A 23252-nucleotide genomic window follows, 5' to 3' on the forward strand; every position below is an offset into this window, starting at 1 on the left:
CTGAGTCCGTTATCTGCCTGCCGAAAGAATGACAAAAAGCTCAAACAGACCTGCCGGTGAATCGCTGAATAAACGCGCTGAATTGCAGATTGAACCGGCCTGCCCAAACCTAATAGCTTTGTAAGCAGGTTTGTCGATGCACTGCCAAAGTAGTTGTTTTTATTAGATATGCAAGAATGCATTGCGGGGCATACTTAAAGCGGGATTGTTGTATAACCATAGCCTCATTAGGCTGCAGGGAAGTCAATTCAGACCTTTTTGCAGTACAGGAGGCTTTATGCCTGATCATCTTCATTCTACGACGACTCCAGCATCTGCTTTGCCAGGCTTTTTGCCAAGGACGGTGCAGCGCATGGCCAATCATGGGCTTGGCCAGTTTGTGCTGGCATTTGTGGTCATTCTGGTGCCATTTATTATCGCCAATGCGCTGGCCAAACTGACGCTCGATGGCGAGCAGTGGCTGCACCTTCGCAACGCCTTCAAAGTGGCGGTGCTGACCTTAGCCTATTGTTATTACGTGAAAAAAATTGAGCAGCGCCGCGTCACTGAACTGGCGTTGCCCGGTGCAGTGAAGGAAACGTTGCAGGGCTTTGGCCTCGCCACGCTGTTAATTGCAGTGCCGGTGGTATTGCTGTGGGTTGGTGGATATTTTACCGTCCAGGGCATCGCGCTGAATTTTTCGCTGTTGCATCTGTTGGTGGGTTTTTTCAGTGTCGCGGTGCTGGAAGAACTGATTTTTCGCGCCATTTTATTCCGCTTGCTGGAACGATCGTTAGGCACCTTGCTGGCCATCCTGGTGTCGTCGGCGTTATTCAGCGCGGTACATTTGTTAAACCCACATGCCGATTTACTCAGTACTTTCCAGCTGCTGGTGCTTGGCCTGCTGTTTATCGCCGCGTTTTTATATACGCGCCGCTTGTGGCTCTGTATTGGTTTGCACTGGGGCTGGAATTATGCACAGGGCGGCCTGTTCTCCAGTCCGGTATCCGGCACTAAAGCGGAAGGTTTTTTCCAGTCGACGATGACAGGCCCGGCCTGGCTGACCGGCGGTGACTTTGGGATCGAAGCGTCGGTGCTGGCATCCGGCGGTGCCTTGATCTGCACAGTGTTGCTGCTGAAGGCGGCACGCCAGCAACATTGGGTATTACCGTTTTGGCAACGTGCTGCGGACGCAAAGCCGGTCGCATCAGCAGAAACTAAGACTGCAACAACTGACTGATCTCGCGGCTGAGCCGGTCATAGACGGTACGGATCAGCTTGTTGTTGGCAATATCGCGATGACAGCTGAGCCAAACACCAAATTCCGGCAGTGGTAAATCCGGCAGAACCTGGACCAGCTCGGTTTCCTGCGCCAGCACATAATGCGACGCAAAACCGATACCGGCTCCGGCGCGCAGCGCGGTCAGATAACTGGCTTTGTCGTCGGTACGAAGCGCAAATGCTGATTTTTCCTGCAGCAGGCCAAACTGGCGAAACCACTGCAACATCACCGGCAATTGGTCATGGCCTATCAGCCGGTGGGCTGCCAGATCGTCAACTGACGAGGGCATGCCAAAATGGTCGAGATAACTGCGACTCGCCATCGCCTGAATGCGCACAGTGCCAAGTTTACGGCACACCGTATCAGTCTGCGTCGGCTCCACCAGCCAGAAGCCAATGTCGGCATCGCGGCTGAGTAGATCCGGCAGTTCGTCCGTTGCGACCAGTTCCAGCTGCAGGCCGGGTTGTTCACGCAGCAACGTGGCGAGCAGGGCGGGCATTAAGGTAATGGCAATCAACTGACTGGCGTAGATCCGCACAGTGCCGGTCAGCTCCGCGCCCAAATCCTGCAGCGACAGGCAAAGCCGGTTCGCAGCAGTTTCCAGATCTTTGGCGTGAGCATAAATTTGCGCCGCCGCCGCGGTCGGGTGCAGGCCTCGGGGTGTGCGTTCGAACAGCGTGACCGCCAGCTGTGATTCCAGCTCGGCCAGTTGCCGGCTCAGGGTAGGCTGTTGCATACCAAGCTCGCGCGCTGCAGCAGCGGTGCTGCCAGCCCGATAGATCGCCAGAAAACTGCGTAGCAGTACCCAGTTAAACTGGCTGGCATCGAGTCGATGATTTTGCATAGCTATGCGGCATTTTATTGATGATTTGTGTATAGCGACAATAAGAGGCACTTAGCGCCGGGTCAAGCGAACTTTGTCACTGTCGGGTAGCCCAGCGGCGTGCCGGGCGGCAGTGTTAAGTGAATTTAATATTCATCATCTAGAAGAAGGACAATACCAATGAAAAATTTAACGTTGATTTTAACGATGTCAGGTCTGCTTTGTGCATTCGCGCTACCGGTGCTGGCTGGTACGCCGGTCACGGCAATAGCCCCAGCGTCGCAGTCACAATTACTGCAAAGCCCAGATCCGCAGCTGGCGGCGAATAAAAAGCTGGTGTTTGATTTCTGGCGCGAAGTGATAGACGCGGGTCAGCTTGATAAAGCCGCGACGTATCTGACAGAAGGCTACATTCAGCACAATCCAAATATCGCCGACGGCCGCGCTGCATTTGTTGCGTATTTTGCCCAGTTCAGCAAGCCAAGCCCGGTGCAAAGTCAGATCAGCCTGCCGCTGGTGAACATCATCGCGGAAGGGCCTTATGTGACGCTGGTGTTTGTGCAGACGTTGCCGGATAAAACTAACCCCGGTAAGACTTATACCACCACCGCCTTTGATCTATTCCGCATCGCCGACGGCAAAATTGCCGAGCATTGGGACAGTATGCGCAAAGGCTAAATGGCAGTTGGCGCGGCGAAAAGATTGGGATTTCGCCGTGCGGACCGGCCGCTTGAACGGCGGGCATCAGCGGCTGCAAGTGGCATGACTGGATCTGATTGTTGGGCTTATTTTGGGGCCTACTGCAGATTGACCTTTCCCCCAAACCGGATACCAAAGGCGAAAACTCCTGGAGAGATTGGTGTTTTTGCAGCAATCCGGTGTTTATTGAATTGGGGGTGTAGGTTGGGGGCGGGTTATCGCGGCAAAGCCAACATCGCCACCACTGCGTTCGCCCGTTCGCGCCTCCCGCGCTCACTCTTGATCGCTCACTCCGCGGCTGCCGATGCTGGCGTTGTCGGAGTTTGGGGACAACAGCTATGAGGGATATGCTAGCGCCATACTTACCGGCCCAACGGAGCAGAGCAAGCTTGTGGTAAAGATTGCGCAACAAACCACAAGCTTGCAATGTGTAGTTAGGTCCGAGTAAAGCAAATTGTTAGATGCTGTCTGTCAAAGCCGCAGAGTACAACTCTATTATTTCTCGAGATTCCTCTTTAGCAAATTCCAAGCACCATATAATACCTATCGTTCTGACCATATCTGCAACAAAAGAAGCCACATATAATAGAACTAGGCCTGCAAATGCCTTGTGCAACTCATTTCCATGAATTCTTGAATGTACTATTGAGCTAATCGCTGATGGTGTGGAGTGAGTATTGGTAGATAGTATTTTATAAATACCATTAAACGTACTTACTTCCAGTCCTCGACTTTTTGATATCTCGGTTTGATCCATATCCGAGCACTTGCGTCCTTTCAGAATCTGCCTTTGCACTTCAGGAAGAAGCGATTTGAATTTGGAATTACTTTGTATTGCATTTTTTAGCTCATCGCACCGTTTTTGCAGAAAATCCAATCCTTCTTCGTCGCCGCCGATGAACTTCGATATCTGCAACGTTGATTTCTTATCATGGAAGTCATAAAGATAAAATCTAAAGCTCGATGCTTCCGCATCAACTCCGTCAATGCAGTAATACCAATGCAGGTTTGCTGCTTCAATTAGACTCCTAGAAATAGAACAAAATGACGGAAAATCGAATAAATCTTCAGCGTCAGTAAACCTCGAACCAGGGAGCATCCTTAGTAGTGATATGCATTCTGGAACAACTTTCGCTAAATAGTAGGTTGATACCTTCTTCTTTCTATCTTCCGTTTGCACACCATCAAATTGCTGAGAAAGGTCATACGCTATCTCAGTTATAAAATCAAAATCTTCAATTAATTCTTGGAGGCTACTCATCTCTCAAAAGACACCTAACGCCCGCCACACAGGCGAGCAACTTGTTGCGAGTCCAGCGCCGCAGGCGCGGTGTGCTGGCGTTTGTTATACAAACCTATTTAAGATCCAATGTATCGGACTACGTAAAACAGCAAAAAGCACTAACCCGAAGAATATAGAAGTTAAAATTCTCATCCCTACAGAGTTATCCGTATACAAACGATCACCCACACGGAGCTCAATTAACAAATTTTCTGATTTAACATGTTTTCCGGTAATGGCCTTACCTTGCATAAGGTTAAAAAACTCTTTGCAAGTAGCATATGTTCCATGGGCGAAATACTCTTTTCCATCAAGCCTATAAACCCCTCTAAATCTGTCGGGCTTATATGCTTTCTCGCAAGCAAGTTCACTGTGAGTCAATTCGATTGATTCAACGTTCTGATCAACCCTCATGGACAAAATGTATACCATTGCAAATATCACAAAACAAATTGCCAACATGATATCTATTTTGACTTTCTGCGTGGACAATTCCGAAAAACCTCAGTTTGTATAACATATTAATCAAATGCAAAACGCACGCTTTAAACCCTGCGCTGTGCCTTTGATGCTTTTAACATTAGTTAACACTACCGAAAACAGATACAGATCTCAATCTTTTTGCCATTGCTGCACGCTTTGTAAAAAGCGAAAGCGTGCGCAGCGCCTTTGATCTAATTCAAAACATTAAATTTACATTGGCGGTTGGGTTTTTCTGAGGACCTGCAGTCGTAAAAGACCGCTATTGGTATCCGTGATGATGCAAATGAACTCGCAAAACGGTCGGGCCACAACCTGAGCAGACCCTCTGCGGCAGGGACGCCGCAGAGGAGCCTACATGGAAGTATTCACGGCGTGCGTGTGACGCCCAGTCTGTTGTTGTTGTTGCCCCGACCGTTTGCCACGGGTTCGCCCTCAAGGCTTGTTATTTTCGGAGCTCTGCCGGCAGGCTTGTGACCCCCAGTTTTATTGTCGGCTACCGTGCTGTTTGGGTTGGAATTCAACGATGTACGGCGTGTGACGCCCAGCGGGCTTCACTAGCCGATACCTACAGATCAAAATCTGTAACTGGGTGAGCACAAGCGAAGCCCGCGGGGCGTGACACGCTGGACATGAGGTTTAAATTTACCTGTAATCGCCACGTGTTGACTTTTCAAATGAACCGTCAAAACCTCGGACCGCCGCAGAGGAGCCTACAGGGATTGTATTCACGGCGTGCGTGGGATGGACAGACATATCACTGCGATATTTGTGCGGCAAGCGGGCACCCGCTAGGGGTGCCCCTACGTTTTGCGGAGCTTATTTCATCGTCGGCATCGAGAACTGATTGCCCGTTGGCATTGAGCCGCTGGGCCAGCGGGCGGTGATGGTTTTCATCCGGGTGTAAAACCGCACACCATCCGGGCCGTGCATATTGAGTGGGCCGAACACACTGCGTTTCCAACCGCCGAAGCTGTGAAATGCCATTGGTACCGGGATTGGTACGTTGACACCAACCATACCGACTTGCACTTGCGCGGCGAACTCACGGGCGGCTTCGCCGCTGGCGGTAAAAATGGCGGTGCCGTTACCGAATTCATGTTGGTTAATCAGCGCCAGACCTTCGGCAAAAGACGGTACCCGCACCACACACAGCACCGGGCCAAAAATTTCTTCGCGATAGATTTTCATCGCACTGCTGACATGGTCAAACAAGGTCGGGCCGACGAAAAAGCCCGCAGAATCAGCTGCTACCTGCCGACCATCAGCGACTAATACCGCACCTTCGGCCACGCCGGCGTCGATATAACTGCGCACTTTAGCGGCATGCTGTTGGCTTACCAACGGGCCCATTTGTGGCTCTGGCGTGACGCCGGTGCCCGGGCCTACCTGCAGCACGGCAATCTCACTCTGCAACTTCGCCACTAACGCATCGGCGACGGCATCACCGACACAAAGCACGACCGAAATCGCCATACAACGTTCACCGGCCGAGCCATAAGCTGCGCCCATTAACGCGCCGCTGACCTGATCTAAGTCGGCGTCCGGCATCACCAGCATATGGTTTTTTGCACCGCCAAGCGCCTGCACCCGTTTACCGTGCGCTGAGCCTGTGGCGTAGACATATTCGGCGATAGGCGTTGAGCCAACAAAGCTGACAGCCTGCACCGCGGGGTCGGTCAGCAATACATCCACGGCGGTTTTGTCGCCATTGATCACGTTAAATACGCCTGGCGGCAGGCCGGCTTCGGTCAGTAACTGCGCGAGGCGCATCGGCACCGTCGGGTCTTTTTCCGACGGCTTTAACACAAAAGTATTGCCGCAGGCGATGGCGATCGGAAACATCCACAACGGCACCATCGCCGGGAAGTTAAACGGCGTAATACCGGCACAAACACCCAGTGGCTGCATCAGGCTGAAACTGTCGACACCGCGGCCGACATTCATCGAATGCTCGCCTTTTAATAAATGCGGAATACCACAGGCAAACTCGACCACTTCCAAACCGCGCGTCAACTCGCCTTGCGCGTCAGAAAACACTTTGCCGTGTTCTTTGCTGATGAGGACCGCCAGTTCATCGCGATGCTGCTCCAGCAGGGCTTTAAATTTAAACATCACCCGGGCGCGGTTTAATGGCGTGACCTGCGACCAGCTGGCAAAGGCTGTTGCGGCTGCGCTAATGGCCGCGCGGGTTTCGTCGGCAGTGGCCAGACTCACTTCGGTATGGGCAACGCCGGTGGCAGGGTCAAACACTGGCTGGCTGCGACCACTGTGGCTGACGACAGCCTGACCATTGATATAGTTCGCGATTTTTTGCATGAAAGAGATCCTTATCACGCCGGTTTGCACACCGGCGGGTGAACTGCGATTAATACGGCTGTTGTTTTTTCTGCTCGCTATAACTGGCATGCGCCGCCTGTACGCCAGGCAAAGCGGAAACCTGCGGGATCGCCACATCCCACCAGCTGCCGTTGTCGGTGCTGGTTAACGGGTCAGTTTTAATTTCAATCAGATAGCTGCGTTTGGATTGCCGTGCCCGTTGCAGTGCTGCTTCAAGAGCGGCAATGCTGCCAACCCGTTCACTTTGAGCGCCAAGCGCTTTAGCGTGGGCGGCAAAATCGATATCGGGCGCATCACCGTGGCAATCCTCCAGCAGATTGTTAAAGCCGGCATTGCCAGTGCCGCGTTGTAAGCGGTTGATACAGCCAAACCCACGGTTATCCAGCAGTACTACAGTGATTTTTTGCCCCAGCATCACGCTGGTGGCCAACTCTGAGTTCAGCATCAGATAAGAGCCATCACCGACCACCACAAAGACTTCGCGCGAAGGGCTAGCCATTTTTACACCGAGCGCACCGGCAATTTCATAACCCATGCAAGAGAAACCGTATTCAACGTGGTAAGTCCCCGGACCTTCGGCACGCCAGAGTTTATGTAGCTCGCCTGGTAAGCCGCCGGCGGCACAAACCACCACATCGGTCGCCGCTGATTGGCGTTTGACTGCACCTAGCACCTGCGCGTCACTCGGCAGTTGCTGGCGGCTGCTGCTTGGGGTGGCTTCGGCCAGACTGCTGAGTGGATCCGCGGTCAGGCGTTCATATTGTTGTTGCCACTGATGGTCCAGCAACGCGGCGCGCGCCGACCATGCCGGATCGCTTTGGCGATCGGCTAATGCATCCTGCAGCTGGGCCAGTACAGTGGCGGCGTCGCCGACCAGTGGCAGCGCATGATGTTTTCCGGCGTCGAAGCTACCGATATTGAGCTGGATCAGCCGTTGATGCGCGCCGGCAAAAGCGGTGCGCGACTGCGTGGTGAAATCCTGCAACCGGGTGCCGATGGCTAAAATCACATCGGCTTCCTGCGCCAGTAAGTTGGCAGCGGCTGAGCCGGTCACGCCAATGCCACCGACGGCAAACGGATGAGTCCAGGCCAACGCACCTTTACCCGCCTGCGTTTCTGCAACCGGAATGCCCTGGCTGCTGGCAAACTGGCTGAGTGCAGCACAGGCCTGACTGTAGTGGACGCCACCGCCGGCAATAATTAATGGTTTTTTTGCCTGTTTTAGCAGTGCAACCGCGGCGGCCAGTTCACGCGGCTCGGCGGCGGGGCGGCGAATATAATGAATGCGCGGTTCAAACAGCGACACCGGATAATCAAAGGCTTCGGCCTGTACGTCCTGCGGCAATGCCAGTGTGACCGGGCCGCAATTAACCGGATCCAATAACGTTTGAACTGCGACCGGCAACGAATGGATCAGCTGCTCGGGGCGGTTGATGCGGTCAAAATAGCGGCTGACTGGCTGGAAACAATCGGTCGCAGCGATCATTGGATTACCGAAGTGTTCAATTTGCTGCAACACCGGATCTGGTGTGCGATTGGCAAAATGGTCGCCTGGTAACAACAACAGCGGTAAGCGGTTGGCATGCGCCAGTGCGGCGGCGGTGACCATATTGGTGGCGCCCGGGCCTACTGAGCTGGTGCAGACCATGATGCGGCGGCGCTGCTGCGCTTTGGCGTAAGCAATAGCGGCATGGGCCATGCCTTGTTCATTGTGGGCGCGATAAGTCGGCAGCTTTGATTGTGCCGCAAACAGCGCTTCACCAATGCCGGCGACATTGCCGTGGCCAAAAATGGCAAACACGCCGGCAAACAGCGGTTCAGTCTGTGCCGAGCCAGCGTTGCTGTCAGCAACTGAATCGTGGCTGATAAACTGGGCGCAGAGAAATTTCACCAGTGCCTGGGACATGGTCAGGCGGATGGTGCTTGCTGCAACAGTGTTTTGTTGGCCGCTTTGTGGTGTTGCCTGGTTCATACGATAACTCCTTGTGCTGATCTGTCATTACGCGCTGGCTGAGTGGCGGCAGCGTCGTGCCGGCTGAGCCAGGCCAACACTAAGGCGCAGTAGTTGCTGCGGATCTGCTGCATAAACGAGTCATCGTCCAGCTTACCTGCCAGCCACTGCTGGCTCGGCGCACCAAAAATGGTGCGGCCAATGGCAAAACCACGACACAACGCAAAGCCACTGGCGTCGCGAAACGCCTGCATCAGTTGTTCTGCCGGTGCGTCGAGGCCGAGTAAAATCACGCCCCGACAATGTGGCGCGCGCTGATTAATCAGCGCAGTGAGCGCAGCCCAGCCGGCTTTATCCGGTGCTGGTAATTTCCACCAGTCGGGTCTGATCTGCTGATCATAAATCCGGCTCAGGCAGGCAGTCAGCGCGACACCGAGTTCGGCCTGGTTGGCGACTGAGCCTGCCGGCGGGATCACTTCAATCAGCAGTTCATGGCCCGAGACCGCACAAGCGCGATACAACTCGTTTAGCTGGCGTAGTTGCTGTTGCCACAAGTCCGCGGCGTCAGATGGGTGCATAAACACCAGACATTTCACGATATGTTGGCGTGGCCAGCTAACAAGACGCGAGCCAATAGAGCGGCCACCTTCCAGTTCCAGCGGGCGCGAGGCCGGCACTTCGACCGGCCGGCCAATCCACCAGGGGTGCTGGCTGGCAGTGTTTGCGCCGCTTGTGTTGCCAGTCAGCGTATTCAGCGCATCCTGACCATAGGTGTCGTCAATCAGCACACCTGGCTGAAAGCTGAGCACGCTCTGCAGCTCAGCAGCTTCGGCTTGCACTGCGGCTAATATCAGCTGTTTTAGTTGCGGCAAACGTGACAATGGCGCGTTGGCTTGTTGCGCCATGTCGGCAAACTGTTTGCGGTGGTCAAACGCCAGAATGCACAGCTCGCTCCACAGGGTTGGAAACCGCGTCGTCACGCGATGCAGATAATTCAGTTCGTCGTCGAGATCGGGTCTTGCGATCTGTTGCTGATGCGCCAGGTAATAATCCAGCTCTTCCGGCGTCGGCACCGCTGGCGCGCAGCCATGGCGAGATACCACCAGCGCACCGCTGGCATTGGCATAGGCGCAGCAGCGGCTATAAGGCTCGTCGCGCAGCCAGCCACGCAGGAAACCGGCCATAAAGGCATCGCCGGCGCCCAGCACGTTCAGCACTTCGACCCGCACGCCCTGACTAAAAAACGCTGCGTTTAAATCAGCCGGGATGTCGCCGTCAAACACACTACAACCTTCGGCGCCGCGTTTGAGCACCAACACGGCGTCAGACAGTTCGCGCACTTTTCTAAGACAAGCGAGGGTGTCGGTGCTGCCACCGGCAATATGGAATTCTTCTTCGGTGCCAACAATCAAATCACACAGCGGCACAATCGATTGCAAATGTTCCGTGACACTTTGATTAGAGACAAAACGATTATCGCCATCACCAGGGCGGGTTAAGCCCCACAGCACAGGCCGGTAGTCGATATCGAGGATCACTTTGGTGTTGTTGTTACGCGCAAAGTTGATGGCGTGCCGTGCCAAAGCATCAACGTGGGCGGTCGAGAAGTGCGTGCCGGTGATCAGCAGTGCTTTGGCCGACGCGATATAAGCTTCATCAAAATCAGTGGTATCCACGGCCATATCAGCGCAGTCAGTGCGGTAAAACAGCAGCGGAAACTGATCTTTGGTTTTAATCGACAAAATCGCCAGCGCGGTCAGTCGCTGTGGATCGGTTTTGACATGACTGACATCACAGCCGCCGCGTTGCAGTTCTTCGCGGATAAACTGGCCAAATTGCTCATCACCAACCCGGGTCAGCATCGATGACTTGAGGCCGAGCCGCGCCGCGCCGAAGGCGATATTGCAGCTGGAGCCGCCGAGTGACTTGGCAAAAGATGCCACATCCTGTAACCGGTCGCCGATCTGCTGACCATACAGATCGACCGAGGCGCGGCCTAAGCAAATTAAATCCAAAGGTTTGACTGACATTGCGGCAAAGCTCCTGGGTAGCGGACTGAGGTCCTTAGATCTGTTTACAATAGATTTGACACCGGTGTCAATTGGCGACGAACCCCGCTAAAATAGAATATAAATTCTGCGCAATCAATAGTTGGAATGTATGTTTTATTTTGATAGGCTGACAAACATCAAATCGCAACCGGGCGGAGCACGGCATGAACTGTCACTCGCAGCAACAACTTGAACAGTTGATTGAACAGCGCTTTGCCACGCTGAGTAATCGTTTGCAGCTGATAGGCCGCTATTTGCTCGACCAACCGGATCAGGTCGCTTTTGGCACTACAGCGTCCATTGCGCAGGGCGCTGGGGTGCATGCATCGGCGTTAGTGCGCTTTGCCAATGCCTTTGGTTTTAGTGGGTTTTCTCAGATGCAGCAGTTGTTTCAGCAACGACTGGTGCAAAGTGGCGTCGATTATCCAAGCCGCATCGCGGCCGTGCGTGAAGACCACAGTGTGGCGCCGGATGCGGCCGGTTTCAGTTATCTGCAGCAAATCAGTCAGGCCAATCAGCAGGCGATGCAGCAGCTGTGTGCTGAGATGGACAATGTGACATTAGCCAGCGCCACCCGGCTGTTACAACAAGCGCGGGTCATCCACATTCAGGGCGCACGCCGGGCTTTTCCGGTTGCCAGCTACGCCGGTTATTTACTCGGGAACTCAGGTCGCGCCGTGCAGGTATTGGATGGTGTCGGTTATATGCAGCACAGTGCGCTGAATCTGATGACTGGCGATGATGTGGTACTCGCCATCAGCTATGCGCCTTATGCCAGCGAAACGCAGGCCGTGCTGGAGCGCGCACGGCAATGTGGCGCCAAAATTATTGCCATCACCGACAGCAGATTAAGCCCGCTGGTGGCGCAAGCCAACGTGGCGCTGTTGGTGCGTGAAGCGGAATTACATGCGTTTCGCTCTTTAAACGCCAGTATGAATTTAGTGCAGGCGCTGGTGTTGGCGCTGCTGCACGACGAAGGGCAAGCGTCTGAGCCTGCGGATGCCGATGCTGCCTGCGAATCTTCTACTTAAAGCTGGAGTTGCTGATGTCCTATTTACACCGAAAACCACAACAGCCTGACGCCTCAGGCCGCATTCAGCACATCACGCCTGATAACGCCGGCTGGCGCTATGTCGGTTTTGACGTGGTGCTGTTAAAAGCCGGTGACAGCCGGCAGTTTGATAGTGGTACCGGTCAGGAACTTTGCGCCGTATTGTTATCCGGCCGGGTAGATTTTAAATCCGCCACGTTACAGGCCGACAATATCGGTGAGCGCATGTCGGTGTTTGCCGGCATCGCGCCTTACGCGGTGTATCTGCCGGCCGGCGACACTTTGACAGTCACGGCACTGACCGACGTTGAACTGGCGTTATGCCGCGCGCCGGTGGACGCGCTAGCGACGCCGTTACCGGCCAGACTGATCATACCGGCCGATTGTGCGCGTGAAAGCCGCGGGCAGGGTACTAATACTCGTCAGGTCTGCAATATTCTATTTGGTAATTTACCAGCACAGCGCCTGTTGATCACCGAAGTCATCACACCGCCGGGCCATTGGTCCAGTTACCCGCCACATAAACATGATACCGATGCGTTGCCAGCGGAAAGTGCGCTGGAAGAAACTTATTATCACAAACTGGACCCATCACAGGGTTTTGCTTTCCAGCGCGTCTACACCGATGACCGGCGGATCGATGAGACCATCAGCGTAGAACACAACAGCGTGGTACTGGTGCCGGAAGGTTATCATCCGGTCGGCGCGCCACACGGCTACACCTTGTATTACCTCAATGTGATGGCCGGACCAAGCCGCAACTGGGTGTTTCACAACGACCCGCAACATGCCTGGATTTTACAAAAATGATTCAGGCGATGCGGGCGCTGTGGCAGGCGATAGAACAAGCGGGCTTAACGGGCCGGCGGGCAGGTCGAATCGCGTACGATCAGTTCACAGTCGTAAATATTGCTTTGGTCTTCTGGCGTCAGCGGCTCGGGCATGGCTTTACCCTGCAGTTTGTTAATCAACAGCAAGGCCGCGCGATAACCAATGGTGGCAATGGGCTGGCGCATCGAGGTCAGATTGGGCCAGACTTTGGTGGTGAGCGAGATATCGTCAATACCGCAGATCGACAACTCGTCCGGCACTTTGATGCCAAGACTGTGCGCGGCGTACAACACGCCAACGGCCATTTCATCATTGGCCGCCAGAATAGCAGTGGGGCGTGGCGTGCGGCTGAGCAGCACGCGAGCAGCGTCAACGCCGGACTCATAGGTATAAAACCCTTGCACCACCAGCGCTTCGTTCACCGGCAAACCGGCGTCCTGCAGCGCTTGGCGAAAACCTTTCTCGACGCGGTGGCTCGACTGTTGGTCCGGATGACCGAGCACAAAAGCGATGTCGGTATGGCGCAGCTGCAGCAAATAGTTGGTCATCTCGAAAGCCGCTTTGCTGCCGTTAAAGCCGACGCTGTCGCCGCTGCCCTGATCTTTCGGGCCGATGCGGATATAACAAACATTTTTCCGATCCAGCATGTCGAGCAAATCTTGTTTATCACTGAGCGGCGGCACCAAAATCAGGCCATCGGCCAGCGTGTTATCGATAAACTCTTCAATTTCATGCACCAGGGTCGGCGAGCGGTAGCTGCAGTCATACAAAAACAGCCCCATATGTTCTTCGCTGCAACACTGCAAAATGCCTTTTTGCAGCTTTTGCAAATAGCCGGGACTGGGGTTATCCGCCAGCAGAGCAATAAACAACGAGCGGTTTTTTGCCAGTGCCATCCCGAGCGGATTGCGCTTAAAGCCCAGTTCATTAATGACTGCCATCACTTTATCGCGGGTGTCCACCGAGACATTGGCTTCGTTATTAATCACCCGCGACACGGTCTTTTTCGACACGCCGGCCTGTCGGGCGACATCATTAATGGTGACAGAAGACATCGACTGAGTTCCCTCTTTGCTGCAGAAAGATTCCGCTAGAACGGATGGATTAACTTGTTCACAACACACAGGTTTTTGTGCCGGAACTTGTGATTGAAGCTGCGCATGGACAGATTAGCATTATCAGGCAACGGCAGAAAAGTCAGCCGCTGTCTGTGGTAATAAGTCACAGATAAGGTTAGCTATAACCATAATTGACACCGGTGTCAATTGACGATATATATTTAGCCATAGTTTTATTTTGTGCTAGCGGTGGCAGTGTGCCAACGGCAGGGCGAACACATGGGGAACACATGCAGCCCTTAGTGCAGACCGACCATGGGTTGCGGTCTATCTGGCTGAACGGATGATGCACCGCCAGCACGATCAGCAAGTCGCGACAACAAGCGCGTTCGGGCCGGCTGATGCTCTGACTGATCGACGGGTAAAACGCGCTGACAAATTTAAAAACAGTTTTGACTGGCCTTGGTTACTGCCGCCGGCGGATGACAGGGCGCTAACTACTGAGGTATCTGGTTGTGACTTTACCGCGTTTATCTGCTGCCCTTTTTAGTGAAACCAACTTAAGCATCGGGCCTTTGTTGCCATGGCGCCAGCGCCAACATGCGGTATCGCCGCGTATTGCGCATCTGGGCATCGGTGCATTTCACCGCGCTCACCTGGCCTGGTATACCGATGCGTTGATGCACGCCGGTGGTGATGATCCATGGCCCTGGGCCATTATGGGCGTGTCGTTACGCTCGCCTGAGGTTGCGGCGCAGTTAAATCCGCAGCAGGGTCTGTATACGCTGCAACAAAGTTCCGCCAGCAGCACGTCACAACAGCTGATCCAGTCGGTGCTGGGCGTGTTGGTTGCGCCGCAGGATCCGGCAGCCGTGATCGCGCTGCTGGGCGCACGAACCACAGACATTATTTCGCTGACGGTCACCGAAAAAGGTTATTGCCTTGATTTGGTCAGCCGGCAGCTGGATTTCGCGCACCCGGATATCGTGTTTGATTTGGCGCATCCTTCGACACCGCGCAGTGCCATCGGTTATCTGGTGGCAGGTCTGGCAGAGCGGTTTGCCAAAGGCTACCCGGCGCCGACCATTCTGTGTTGCGACAATCTGCCGCAAAACGGCGTGACGCTGTCACGGCTGGTCACGCAGTTTGCCGAAAAGCTCAACCCCGAACTGGCCGCGTGGATAAGCGCACAAGTGGCGTTTCCATCCAGTATGGTCGACCGTATCGTGCCGGCGACGACGCAGGCCGATATTGAGGTGCTGGCTGCTGAGACCGGTTATATGGATCTGGCGATGGTCAAAACCGAGCAGTTTTCGCAGTGGGTCATTGAAGATAAATTTGCCGGCGTAAGACCGGCCTGGGAACAGGTTGGCGCTTTGTTGGTACAAGATGTGACGCCGTTTGAACATGCCAAACTGCGCCTGCTAAATGGTGCGCACTCCGCACTCGCTTACCTTGGTACTTTGGCCGGCTACAGCTATGTGCATCAGGTCGTGGCCGATCCGTTGTTTGGGCGCTACCTGCGGCATTTAATGACGCAGGAATTAATGCCAACGCTGTTGGTGGACGGCCAGGCGCCGGCCGGGCTGGATCTGCCGGCGTATATCGACGCGCTGCTGCAACGTTTTGCCAATCCGGCGCTGGCGCATCGCACCATGCAAATCGCGATGGACGGCTCACAGAAATTGCCACAGCGGTTGCTGGCCGCGGCCGAGCAGCGCCTGCAAGCCGGAAAGTCGGTCGATGCGATTTGTTTTGCCGTGGCGGGCTGGCTGCGCTTTAGCATGGGCTTTGATGCCAAGGGCGATGCGCTGGAAGTGGCAGATCCCCTGGCCGCGCGCCTGCTGGAGATCCGTCTGGTGCACTGGGATCACATCGATGAGTTGGTCGGTGAGTATTTAAAGCTGAGTCAGGTGTTTGCTCCAGCGTTAGTGGCGTATCCACAGTTTGCGCAGCGGCTGACTTATTGGCTTAGCTATATTCTCGCCAACGGCGTGCCGACTGCTTTGCAATCACTATTACTTGAAGTACAGGATTATGCCGCAGCGCCGCGACTGGCCACGCTGGGCGGGAGTGCAAAATGATTAAAGTCACCGTGTGGAATGAATGCCGGCACGAAAAAGAAGATGCGGATGTGCAGGAAGTGTATCCGGAGACGATTGGCGGTTGTATCGTCAATCAGCTGCAGCCTTATGGCTTTGACCTGACGCTGGCAACGCTGGACGATACCAACCAAGGCTGGCCACAGTCGCGGATTGACGAGACGGAGGTGGCCATTTGGTGGGGCCACCGTTATCACGATGAACTCAGCGATGCGCTGATCGACAAGCTCCAGGCACGGGTGCTGGCGGGCATGGGGCTGATTGTGCTGCACAGTGGTCATCATGCCAAATTGTTTAAACGCCTGATGGGCACCAGCTGTAATCTGAGCTGGCGCGAGGCTGAAGGTGGTGAACGTGAGCGGGTCTGGTGTCTGAAGCCTGCGCATCCGATTGCTTATAATATTCCGCCGCAAATCGAGCTGCCGCAGTCAGAAATGTATGGCGAACCTTTTGATATCCCGGATCCGGATGAGCTGATTTTTAACTCCTGGTATCAGGGCGGAGAAGTGCTGAGAAGTGGCTGCACTTTCACGCGGGGTCGTGGCCGCATTTTCTTTTTTGCCCCGGGCCATGAGACCTTCCCGATTTACCGCAATCCACATATCACGCAAATTCTGGCCAACGCCATCCAGTGGGCGCATCAACCGCATACCACCGGCTGGATGATGGGCAACTGGGGCCGGCCAGTGCCGCTGGAAGCAGGCGCGCCGAAACAGACTTACTTCAAAAAACCACGTAAGTTAATGCTGGCTGAAAAGGCGGCAAAAAAGCAGAAATAGCGGCAAGAACCGCCGGTGATGTGCCGGCGGAAGCTGCTTTGCATCAGTGTCTCGCCAATTATTCAGTGTGAACACCTGAACTGTGGCTGCAGGCTAAGACAGAACATGGTCACAGGCCAGCTGTGTCAGTACTCTATCGAAATTCAGGCTGTGTCGGGTTGGATCAGCTGACCTCGCGCATCCTGCCGTATCTTATACGCTGCAAAACTGTAGACCGGTATCTTGACCAATAGTTATGGCTATACTCAACGTCAATACTTGGATGGGCGCTACCGGCTGGATCGGGTTGCTGTCCTCAGTGAGTTCATCTGATGCAGGGATAACCATGTTCAACTCTTTGAAGTTCCTGATAGCTTTAGGCTGCCTATGGTTATCAGCGGCAACCACAGCACAACAACCACAACGACCGCAGACCATGACATTTTCTTATGTCGACCACCCCGCGATGGTTAACTTCATTGTTCCGCTGATCCGCGACGCTTATCTGCAACTGGGTATCAAAACCGAATTTGTCGCCCAGCCGTCGAATCGGAATTTATTATTGGTAGATAAAAATCTGGTGGACGGAGATGTGGGCTACATGCGGATTGTATTGGCCGGCTATCAGAACATTATTACGGTGGAACCGGCGTTAGTGTCCGGCATTTTCACACTGCTGTGTAAGCCGGGGCTGAAGTGCACGCCTGCAGTGCTGGCGGATGCGCAGCAGACGATAGTCAGTACCTCGGTTTCAAAAAACGGCTTGGACGCGGGGTTTCCCGGAGAAATCCATAGTCAGTTTTATATTGTCAATGACCTGGCGCTGATCCCGAAATTTATCCGTAATGGGCGATTTGACTATGCAATCTACCCAACGACTGAGAAGGAGCTGGCTCAAATGGACCTAACCGGCTTGCTGTATGTAAAGTTGTTTCAATCCGACCTGTATCATGTCTTGCATAAAAAATACGCATTTATGGCGCCTGAGATCAGTGCAGCGCTGACAGCAACATTGGCACAGAAGAAAGCGAAGTGACGGTGTCTGGCGGCACTGAGGCTTGGTAACGATGCATTGGCGCACAAGGAGGTATTGCGATGAAAGGGACCCGTTGGTTAAAGCTGTGGGTATTGCAGCTGTTATGGCCGCTGCTGCCGGCCCAGGCTTGTGGTTTGCAGGTGCTGACCGAAGATTTACCGCCTTATCAGGTAGTGCGTCAGCAGCAAGTGGTAGCCGGCTTGGCGTATTTACAGGTTGAAGCGATCCTGCGCAGTGCCGGCTTGCCATGTCGCACTGAAGTGCTGGCATGGGCCAGAGCGTTTGAGTTGGCGCGGACTGAGCCGAATACGTTGATTTATTCAATGGCGCGGTTGCCGGCCCGCGAAAATCTGTTTATCTGGCTGGCGCCGCTGATCAATGCCGAGTATCGCTATTATTCCGCCGACAGTAGCGTGATTGAGCAAATCCAGCAGGGCAAATCGCCGCAGGATTTTGTCGCCGTGGCGGTGGCTGGCAGTATGATTGACAGTACCTTGCAACAAATTGGCTTTGTGCCAGACCAAAATCTCATCCAGGTGAAGGACATCAATGCGCAGTGGAAAATGCTGCAGATTAACCGGGCGCAGCTGACGTTGGCGTTTGAACCGGATTTCAAGGCGCTGGCTGATCCGAAAGTGGGGCAAACCCAGTTTTATGCCTCCCGTCAGGTCGTCCGGCAAATCCAGTTGTATCTGGCGGCGCATCCACAAACCGATCCGGCGCTGATCCAGCGGTTAAAAACCGCGATACAGCAACAAGCGGTGCTCAGCGTGCCGGTTAATCCGGTGGAGCGTTGAACAGACGTTGACTCGAATACCGCGCGACGACCAGACAAAAAACAACAGCAACCGGGGTTGCTGTTGTTTTGTCAGCGCTGGCTGTCAGATTTTACAACGTCACCGGCAGGCCGTGCTGACTGGCGGATAACTTCACTGCATCCCACAGCTGTGCCATCCGCAGGCCTTGGCGCACATCGGATGGGTTTTCCGTTTCTCCGTTACGGGTTTGCATAAACACGTTCATCAGGTTGTTGGCGGCTTCCTGTTCTTTGCGCACCACATTGCCTTGCGCATCTTCAATTTCCATCCAGCGGCCCCAGGCGCAGATCCGCACGATAGCGGTCGGGAAATAACATTCAATGCGTGACACGCAGCGGATGGCGCGGCCACAAGCATGCAGGTTAAACAGTGTACCGTCTGATAATTCGCCAGAGACTGTTGTCACCACGTCGACCGGAAACCCCAGATTCTGCATCATGGCACTGATCCGCGAAAACGGCTGACTGGTGATCTTAGACACGGTATTCATCATGTGCGCGCCGGTGTCGAACATAAAACCACCGCCGGAGATCGCCGGCACTTGTTTCCAGTGCCCCTGATATTTGTCGGCCCAGTCTTCCCAAATCGCCGCATTGATGCTGACCAGCGGGCCGTAGGTTTGATTGGCGATGGCGGCTTTTAACTCGTTGACCAACGGCGATAATCCGCCTTGATAAGCGACGACCAGCGTCTTGCCGGATTTTTCCTGCGCCGCCACTAAGGCTTCGGCTTCAGCGACTGTGGTCACCATGGGTTTTTCCAGCAGTACATCAAGGCCAAGCTCCAGTGCCAATAAGGCTTGTGCGGCATGACTGGCGTGCGGGGTACAGATATACACTGCATCGAGCGCACCACATTGTTCGCGTAATAAGGTCTCCCAGCTGGCAAAGCAAAGCGGGGCGGTTCTGTTCGCGCCAGCTGCTATTTGACATACGTTGTCCATCGCTTTGCCGTTCGGATCCATAATGGCGGTGATCGAGATATCGTCCCGGCTGATCCAGGTCTGGATATACTGAGTTGCTTTGGTCCCGCAGCCAATAATGGCGAGTTTTAGTTGCACATCTTCCTCCACTGGCCGCTTGACCAGATTTTTTAGCGCACACCGGCACAAAACCAGGTTTTTGCTCTGTGGTTTATTGCGGTCTTTCCGCGGTTATGTTTGCCATGCAGTCATTATTTTATCTATAAAATACAGATAGATAGACTAGCCTGCTGCCGGTCGGGTTACCTGTGGATCCGGTCCGGCACCAGCGGTCGCTGCTTGCAGGTGTTTTCATTGGTATGCACCATTAATACGCATATTGACACCGGTGTCAATATGCGTATTATCAGAAAGGACAGGGTACAAAGCATAAAAAATCGCCGGCACTGAACCAACAGGGTGCAAGCTTGATCAGGCAGAACCGGCAGATGCACAACTAGTGCGCAACAGAAAATAAAATACGGACTGGACAGATGATCTGGACGAAACAGCGCGGCAGAGCAAATCTGCTGCTACCGGTGGCGGTAACGCTGGCGGTTGGTTTGATAGCAGCGATGTACTGGGGGCGGGGGGAGCCGACCGCAGCACAACGACTGGCAGCGACGGAAGCGGAAAAGCGACCGTTATTGGTGATCGCCGAGCATCGCACTGCCCGTTTGCAGGCGTTGTATCAGTTGCAGCCGCAGCTGGAAGCGCGGTTAGGGATCCGACTAAAAATCGTTGAGTATCCGGCACCGCCGCAGGATTACTTCACCAAACTGGTGACAGAATTACGTGCCGGCAATGCGCCGGATGTGTTTACCGTGCCGCGCGATCTGCAGGTCGACGACCTTGCCGCTGCGGGCTATCTGGCCGATCTGACCGCAGACGCAGAGCAATGGTCGGGTTATGCCCAGTTACCCGAGTTGGTCAAAACGCTGACCCGCGCCAGCTTCAACGAGCATGTCTATGTGATCCCGTCGATTGTCGCCGTCGAGCAACTGTACTATCGGCATGATTTGCTCACTGCGGCCGGCATCAGTACCGCACAGCCGCAAAATTGGCAGGAATTGCTCGGGCGCAGCCGTGAGATCAAACAAAAAATGCAGCAATATCCGCTGCTGATCCCGGCCGGCCTGACCTGGGGTATGGGTTCTTATACTGAAGGACTGCGTTACCTGCTGGCCAGTTTTCAGCATTATCAGCTGCTGAACAGCCAGAACCAGTATGTGCTGGATGACAATGCCGTGCGCCAGTCCTTTGGTTTTTACCAGACGCTGGTTGCAGAGCAACTGATGCCGGTACAACCGCTGCTGAACCCGGAGCCCTGGGTTATCCCCAAATATGAAATGTTCCCCAAAGGTCAGTTGTTGATCACCACCTGTGGCAGCTGGTGTCCGGTGTTTGACTGGGGACCGGGTAGCCGCAATCCCATTGCGGACGTGGCCAATGCAGTGCGGACCTGGAAATTCCCCTCGGCTGATGGCGGTCAACCTTTTGCGTTGGCGTCCGTGGTGTATGCCTGGGGCGTCAATGCCAAATCGCGCCAACAACCACTGGCGCGCCAGTTGGTGCTGGCGCTCGGTGAAAACGACGTGGCTTTGGCGTACGCCAAACAACTGGGGAATGTGCCGGCCCGGCTCGATGCACCACAGCATCCGGGGTTTGCTGCACTTGGTAATTTAATGGCCGACCATGCTTTATTAAAAGACGCGCGGGCGCTGCGCACGACGGTCGGTTCTAACGCGATGATGGCAGGGGTGGCGCAGGCGTCAGAAGCAGTGCTGACCGGCCGGGCGGATGGCGAGCGAGCCCAGCAAATGCTGTACGACTATGTGGTGAATGTACTGGGTGCGGCGCAAGTCGAAACGCCGGATCTGGCTGCTGCTGAGCGCAACAGCAAAGGAGAGAGTGATGATTAAACTGACGTTTGAGGCGCGCCGCCAGCTGGGCTACCGGCTGATGATGGCGCCGGCGCTGTTGCTGATGGCGGCTTTTATTGTATTCCCGGCATTTTATGCATTCTCGCTGAGTCTGACCGACGACGCCTTACTTGGCTTTGCTGCACAGGAGTCGTCCTTTGTTGGCTTGCGAAATTTTGAACGGCTGTTTGGTGATCCGCTGTTCTGGAACTCGTTAAAAGTCACGCTGATTTTTGTCATTGGCTCGGCGGTGATTGGCCAGTTTTTACTGGGGTTTGCCTCGGCGCTGATGTTGCAGCGGCCGGTCAAATACAAAGGTATTTTTAACGCCATTATTTGTCTGCCAAATGCAGTGCCGGAAATGGTGGTTGGCTTTTTATGGATCTCGATGTTTGCCAGCGGTGAATATGGCACGCTGAACCGGCTGGTGGCCTGGTTTGGCGTGGAACCACAGCAGTGGCTGTACACTTTTCCGTTGTTGTCGATCATCATTGTGAATACCTGGCGTGGCATTGCGTTTTCGATGATTTTGTTAACGTCCGGACTGGCTTCAATCCCAAAGGACATTTATGAAGCGGCGCGGGTGGATGGTGCCACTGACAATCAAATCTTCTGGCGTATTACTGTGCCGATGATGATGCCAACCATTTTTCTCTACATGTTTATTTCAACGGTCACCACTTTTGCCATCTTTGGCCTGGTGTACACCTTAAGCCGTGGCGGTCCTGCCAACAGCACCGAGATATTGGGTATTTATATTTATAATCAGTCATTTACTGCGTTTCAGCTGGGATATGGTGCGTCCGTCGCCGTGGTCAGTCTGGTGGTGTCGATGCTGCTTGGCATGGTGTATGTCAAGGCGCTGAAGGTTGAGGTCTGACATGTTAACAATAGTCCGCCCGACCTCTGAGGGAATGTCCATGTCCGAAAATTCGGCTTCTTTTGTAGCGCAGCGTCGGGCCTACCTGACGCTGATCCTGATTTCATTGTTTTGCCTGATGCCGTTTTTCTGGGTGGTGCTGGCAGCGTTTGACCCCAAAGCCAGTCAGTTTTTGCAAATTCCGGCCGGCGTCACCGTCGACCATTTCTGGAACCTGCTGGCCAATGAAAGTGGTGTGCGCTGGGTACTGAATTCGGTCGGTATTGTTGGCACTGCCACCTTGTTGTGTCTGGTGTTGGCCGGTTTTGGCGGTTATGCCTTGTCACGGACTCAGGCCTGGTGGAAACGGCCGTTGCTGTACGCCATTATTCTGGTGCGTATTGTGCCACCGCCGGCGCTGATTGTGCCGGTGTACAAAGTGATGCTGTTTTTAAACGAATGGGTCAATGGTCTGATTAACAGTCTGACGTCAGACGTCGAGCAGCAAATGATGCTGAGCCGGATGTTCTCGTTCGTCGACGGTTATCTCGGCCTCATTCTGATCCAATGTGCGATGCAGTTGCCGCTGGCGATTTGGATCATGAAAACCTTTTTTGACGCTATCCCGAAAGATTATGAAGAAGCCGCCGCACTGGACGGTGCCAGTCAGTGGCAGACGGTGCGCCATGTGCTAATTCCACTGGCGTTACCGGGTTTTGCCGCAGCCGGCCTGTTTGCGTTTATCAACGCCTGGGGCGATTTCCTGATGCCGCTGATGTTCACCTCATCACCGGAGTTACAGACGCTGCCGCTTGGCATGTTCCGCGCTTTCCTGCGCGTCGATGCTATCGATTATGGATTTTTAACGGCGCTGGCGGTGATTTACACCTTGCCAGCGGTCATCGCATTTGCCTTTGCCCGAAAGTTTTTAACCCAGACTTTCTCCGGTGGCGTCAAAGGATAAGGACC

Annotated in this window: 18 protein-coding genes; 11 read left to right on the plus strand and 7 right to left on the minus strand. The window is 54.2% G+C overall.

The genetic code is table 11. From position 1 onward, the window contains the following. Positions 1 to 277: 277 nt before the first annotated feature. Positions 278 to 1219, plus strand: a complete 942-nt coding sequence (locus ACQ66Q_RS03165) for a CPBP family intramembrane glutamic endopeptidase (RefSeq protein ID WP_430455457.1) — start codon at positions 278 to 280, stop codon at positions 1217 to 1219. On the opposite strand, the gene ACQ66Q_RS03170 is transcribed toward ACQ66Q_RS03165, so the two are convergent. Further along, a complete protein-coding gene (locus tag ACQ66Q_RS03170; RefSeq protein WP_430455458.1) occupies positions 1197 to 2105 on the minus strand; it encodes a LysR family transcriptional regulator in 909 nt (302 codons plus the stop codon). The genes ACQ66Q_RS03165 and ACQ66Q_RS03170 overlap by 23 nt on opposite strands. 159 nt (positions 2106 to 2264) lie before the next feature. Between ACQ66Q_RS03170 and ACQ66Q_RS03175 the strand changes: the two genes are divergently transcribed. Further along, a complete protein-coding gene (locus ACQ66Q_RS03175) occupies positions 2265 to 2762 on the plus strand; it encodes a nuclear transport factor 2 family protein (RefSeq protein ID WP_430455459.1) in 498 nt (165 codons plus the stop codon). 478 nt (positions 2763 to 3240) lie between these two features. Here the strand turns inward: ACQ66Q_RS03175 and ACQ66Q_RS03180 are convergent, their stop codons facing one another. From ACQ66Q_RS03180 to ACQ66Q_RS03195, 4 genes are all read right to left on the minus strand, one after another. Beyond that, positions 3241 to 4044 (minus strand): DUF5677 domain-containing protein, encoded by an 804-nt coding sequence (locus ACQ66Q_RS03180; RefSeq protein ID WP_430455460.1) that lies wholly within the window; start codon positions 4042 to 4044, stop codon positions 3241 to 3243. Between the two features lie 1320 nt (positions 4045 to 5364). Continuing rightward, entirely contained in the window at positions 5365 to 6864 is a 1500-nt protein-coding gene (locus ACQ66Q_RS03185) for a CoA-acylating methylmalonate-semialdehyde dehydrogenase (protein ID WP_430455461.1), read from the minus strand. Between the two features lie 49 nt (positions 6865 to 6913). Next, a complete protein-coding gene (gene iolD / locus ACQ66Q_RS03190) occupies positions 6914 to 8857 on the minus strand; it encodes a 3D-(3,5/4)-trihydroxycyclohexane-1,2-dione acylhydrolase (decyclizing) (RefSeq protein ID WP_430455462.1) in 1944 nt (647 codons plus the stop codon). After that, a complete protein-coding gene (locus tag ACQ66Q_RS03195; RefSeq protein ID WP_430455463.1) occupies positions 8854 to 10866 on the minus strand; it encodes a bifunctional 5-dehydro-2-deoxygluconokinase/5-dehydro-2-deoxyphosphogluconate aldolase in 2013 nt (670 codons plus the stop codon). Before ACQ66Q_RS03195 ends, iolD begins: the two co-directional genes overlap by 4 nt. 185 nt (positions 10867 to 11051) lie before the next feature. Between ACQ66Q_RS03195 and ACQ66Q_RS03200 the strand changes: the two genes are divergently transcribed. Both ACQ66Q_RS03200 and iolB read left to right on the plus strand, forming a co-directional pair. Continuing rightward, on the plus strand, positions 11052 to 11918 hold the full coding sequence (locus ACQ66Q_RS03200; protein ID WP_430455464.1) for a MurR/RpiR family transcriptional regulator: 867 nt from the start codon (positions 11052 to 11054) through the stop codon (positions 11916 to 11918). Between the two features lie 14 nt (positions 11919 to 11932). Beyond that, the gene (iolB, locus tag ACQ66Q_RS03205) at positions 11933 to 12748 is read left to right on the plus strand and encodes a 5-deoxy-glucuronate isomerase (RefSeq protein WP_430455465.1); all 816 of its coding nucleotides are present in this window, start codon (positions 11933 to 11935) and stop codon (positions 12746 to 12748) included. 44 nt (positions 12749 to 12792) lie between these two features. On the opposite strand, the gene ACQ66Q_RS03210 is transcribed toward iolB, so the two are convergent. Next, entirely contained in the window at positions 12793 to 13824 is a 1032-nt protein-coding gene (locus ACQ66Q_RS03210) for a LacI family DNA-binding transcriptional regulator (RefSeq protein ID WP_430455466.1), read from the minus strand. Positions 13825 to 14342: 518 nt separating this feature from the next. Between ACQ66Q_RS03210 and ACQ66Q_RS03215 the strand changes: the two genes are divergently transcribed. The 4 genes from ACQ66Q_RS03215 to ACQ66Q_RS03230 all read left to right on the plus strand — a co-directional run bounded on the left by ACQ66Q_RS03215 (position 14343) and on the right by ACQ66Q_RS03230 (position 18520). Next, positions 14343 to 15911 (plus strand): mannitol dehydrogenase family protein, encoded by a 1569-nt coding sequence (locus ACQ66Q_RS03215; protein WP_430455467.1) that lies wholly within the window; start codon positions 14343 to 14345, stop codon positions 15909 to 15911. Beyond that, positions 15908 to 16708 (plus strand): ThuA domain-containing protein, encoded by an 801-nt coding sequence (locus tag ACQ66Q_RS03220; RefSeq protein WP_430455468.1) that lies wholly within the window; start codon positions 15908 to 15910, stop codon positions 16706 to 16708. The genes ACQ66Q_RS03215 and ACQ66Q_RS03220 overlap by 4 nt, the downstream gene beginning before the upstream one ends. Before the next feature lie 325 nt (positions 16709 to 17033). Continuing rightward, positions 17034 to 17723, plus strand: coding sequence for a hypothetical protein (locus ACQ66Q_RS03225; RefSeq protein ID WP_430455469.1), 690 nt, complete (start codon positions 17034 to 17036; stop codon positions 17721 to 17723). Between the two features lie 59 nt (positions 17724 to 17782). Then, positions 17783 to 18520, plus strand: a complete 738-nt coding sequence (locus tag ACQ66Q_RS03230; RefSeq protein WP_430455470.1) for a substrate-binding periplasmic protein — start codon at positions 17783 to 17785, stop codon at positions 18518 to 18520. A 91-nt stretch (positions 18521 to 18611) separates the two neighbouring features. Here the strand turns inward: ACQ66Q_RS03230 and ACQ66Q_RS03235 are convergent, their stop codons facing one another. Continuing rightward, a complete protein-coding gene (locus ACQ66Q_RS03235; protein ID WP_430455471.1) occupies positions 18612 to 19601 on the minus strand; it encodes a Gfo/Idh/MocA family protein in 990 nt (329 codons plus the stop codon). Positions 19602 to 19996: 395 nt separating this feature from the next. Between ACQ66Q_RS03235 and ACQ66Q_RS03240 the strand changes: the two genes are divergently transcribed. From ACQ66Q_RS03240 to ACQ66Q_RS03250, 3 genes are read left to right on the plus strand one after another with little or no spacing between them, the layout of a single operon-like run. After that, a complete protein-coding gene (locus ACQ66Q_RS03240) occupies positions 19997 to 21424 on the plus strand; it encodes an ABC transporter substrate-binding protein (RefSeq protein ID WP_430455472.1) in 1428 nt (475 codons plus the stop codon). Beyond that, on the plus strand, positions 21417 to 22304 hold the full coding sequence (locus ACQ66Q_RS03245; protein ID WP_430455473.1) for a carbohydrate ABC transporter permease: 888 nt from the start codon (positions 21417 to 21419) through the stop codon (positions 22302 to 22304). Before ACQ66Q_RS03240 ends, ACQ66Q_RS03245 begins: the two co-directional genes overlap by 8 nt. A 40-nt stretch (positions 22305 to 22344) precedes the next feature. Beyond that, on the plus strand, positions 22345 to 23247 hold the full coding sequence (locus tag ACQ66Q_RS03250) for a carbohydrate ABC transporter permease (RefSeq protein ID WP_430455474.1): 903 nt from the start codon (positions 22345 to 22347) through the stop codon (positions 23245 to 23247). The last annotated feature ends 5 nt before the right edge of the window (positions 23248 to 23252 follow it).

The organism is Rheinheimera sp. (assembly GCF_965283995.1).
Taxonomy (GTDB): domain Bacteria; phylum Pseudomonadota; class Gammaproteobacteria; order Enterobacterales; family Alteromonadaceae; genus Pararheinheimera.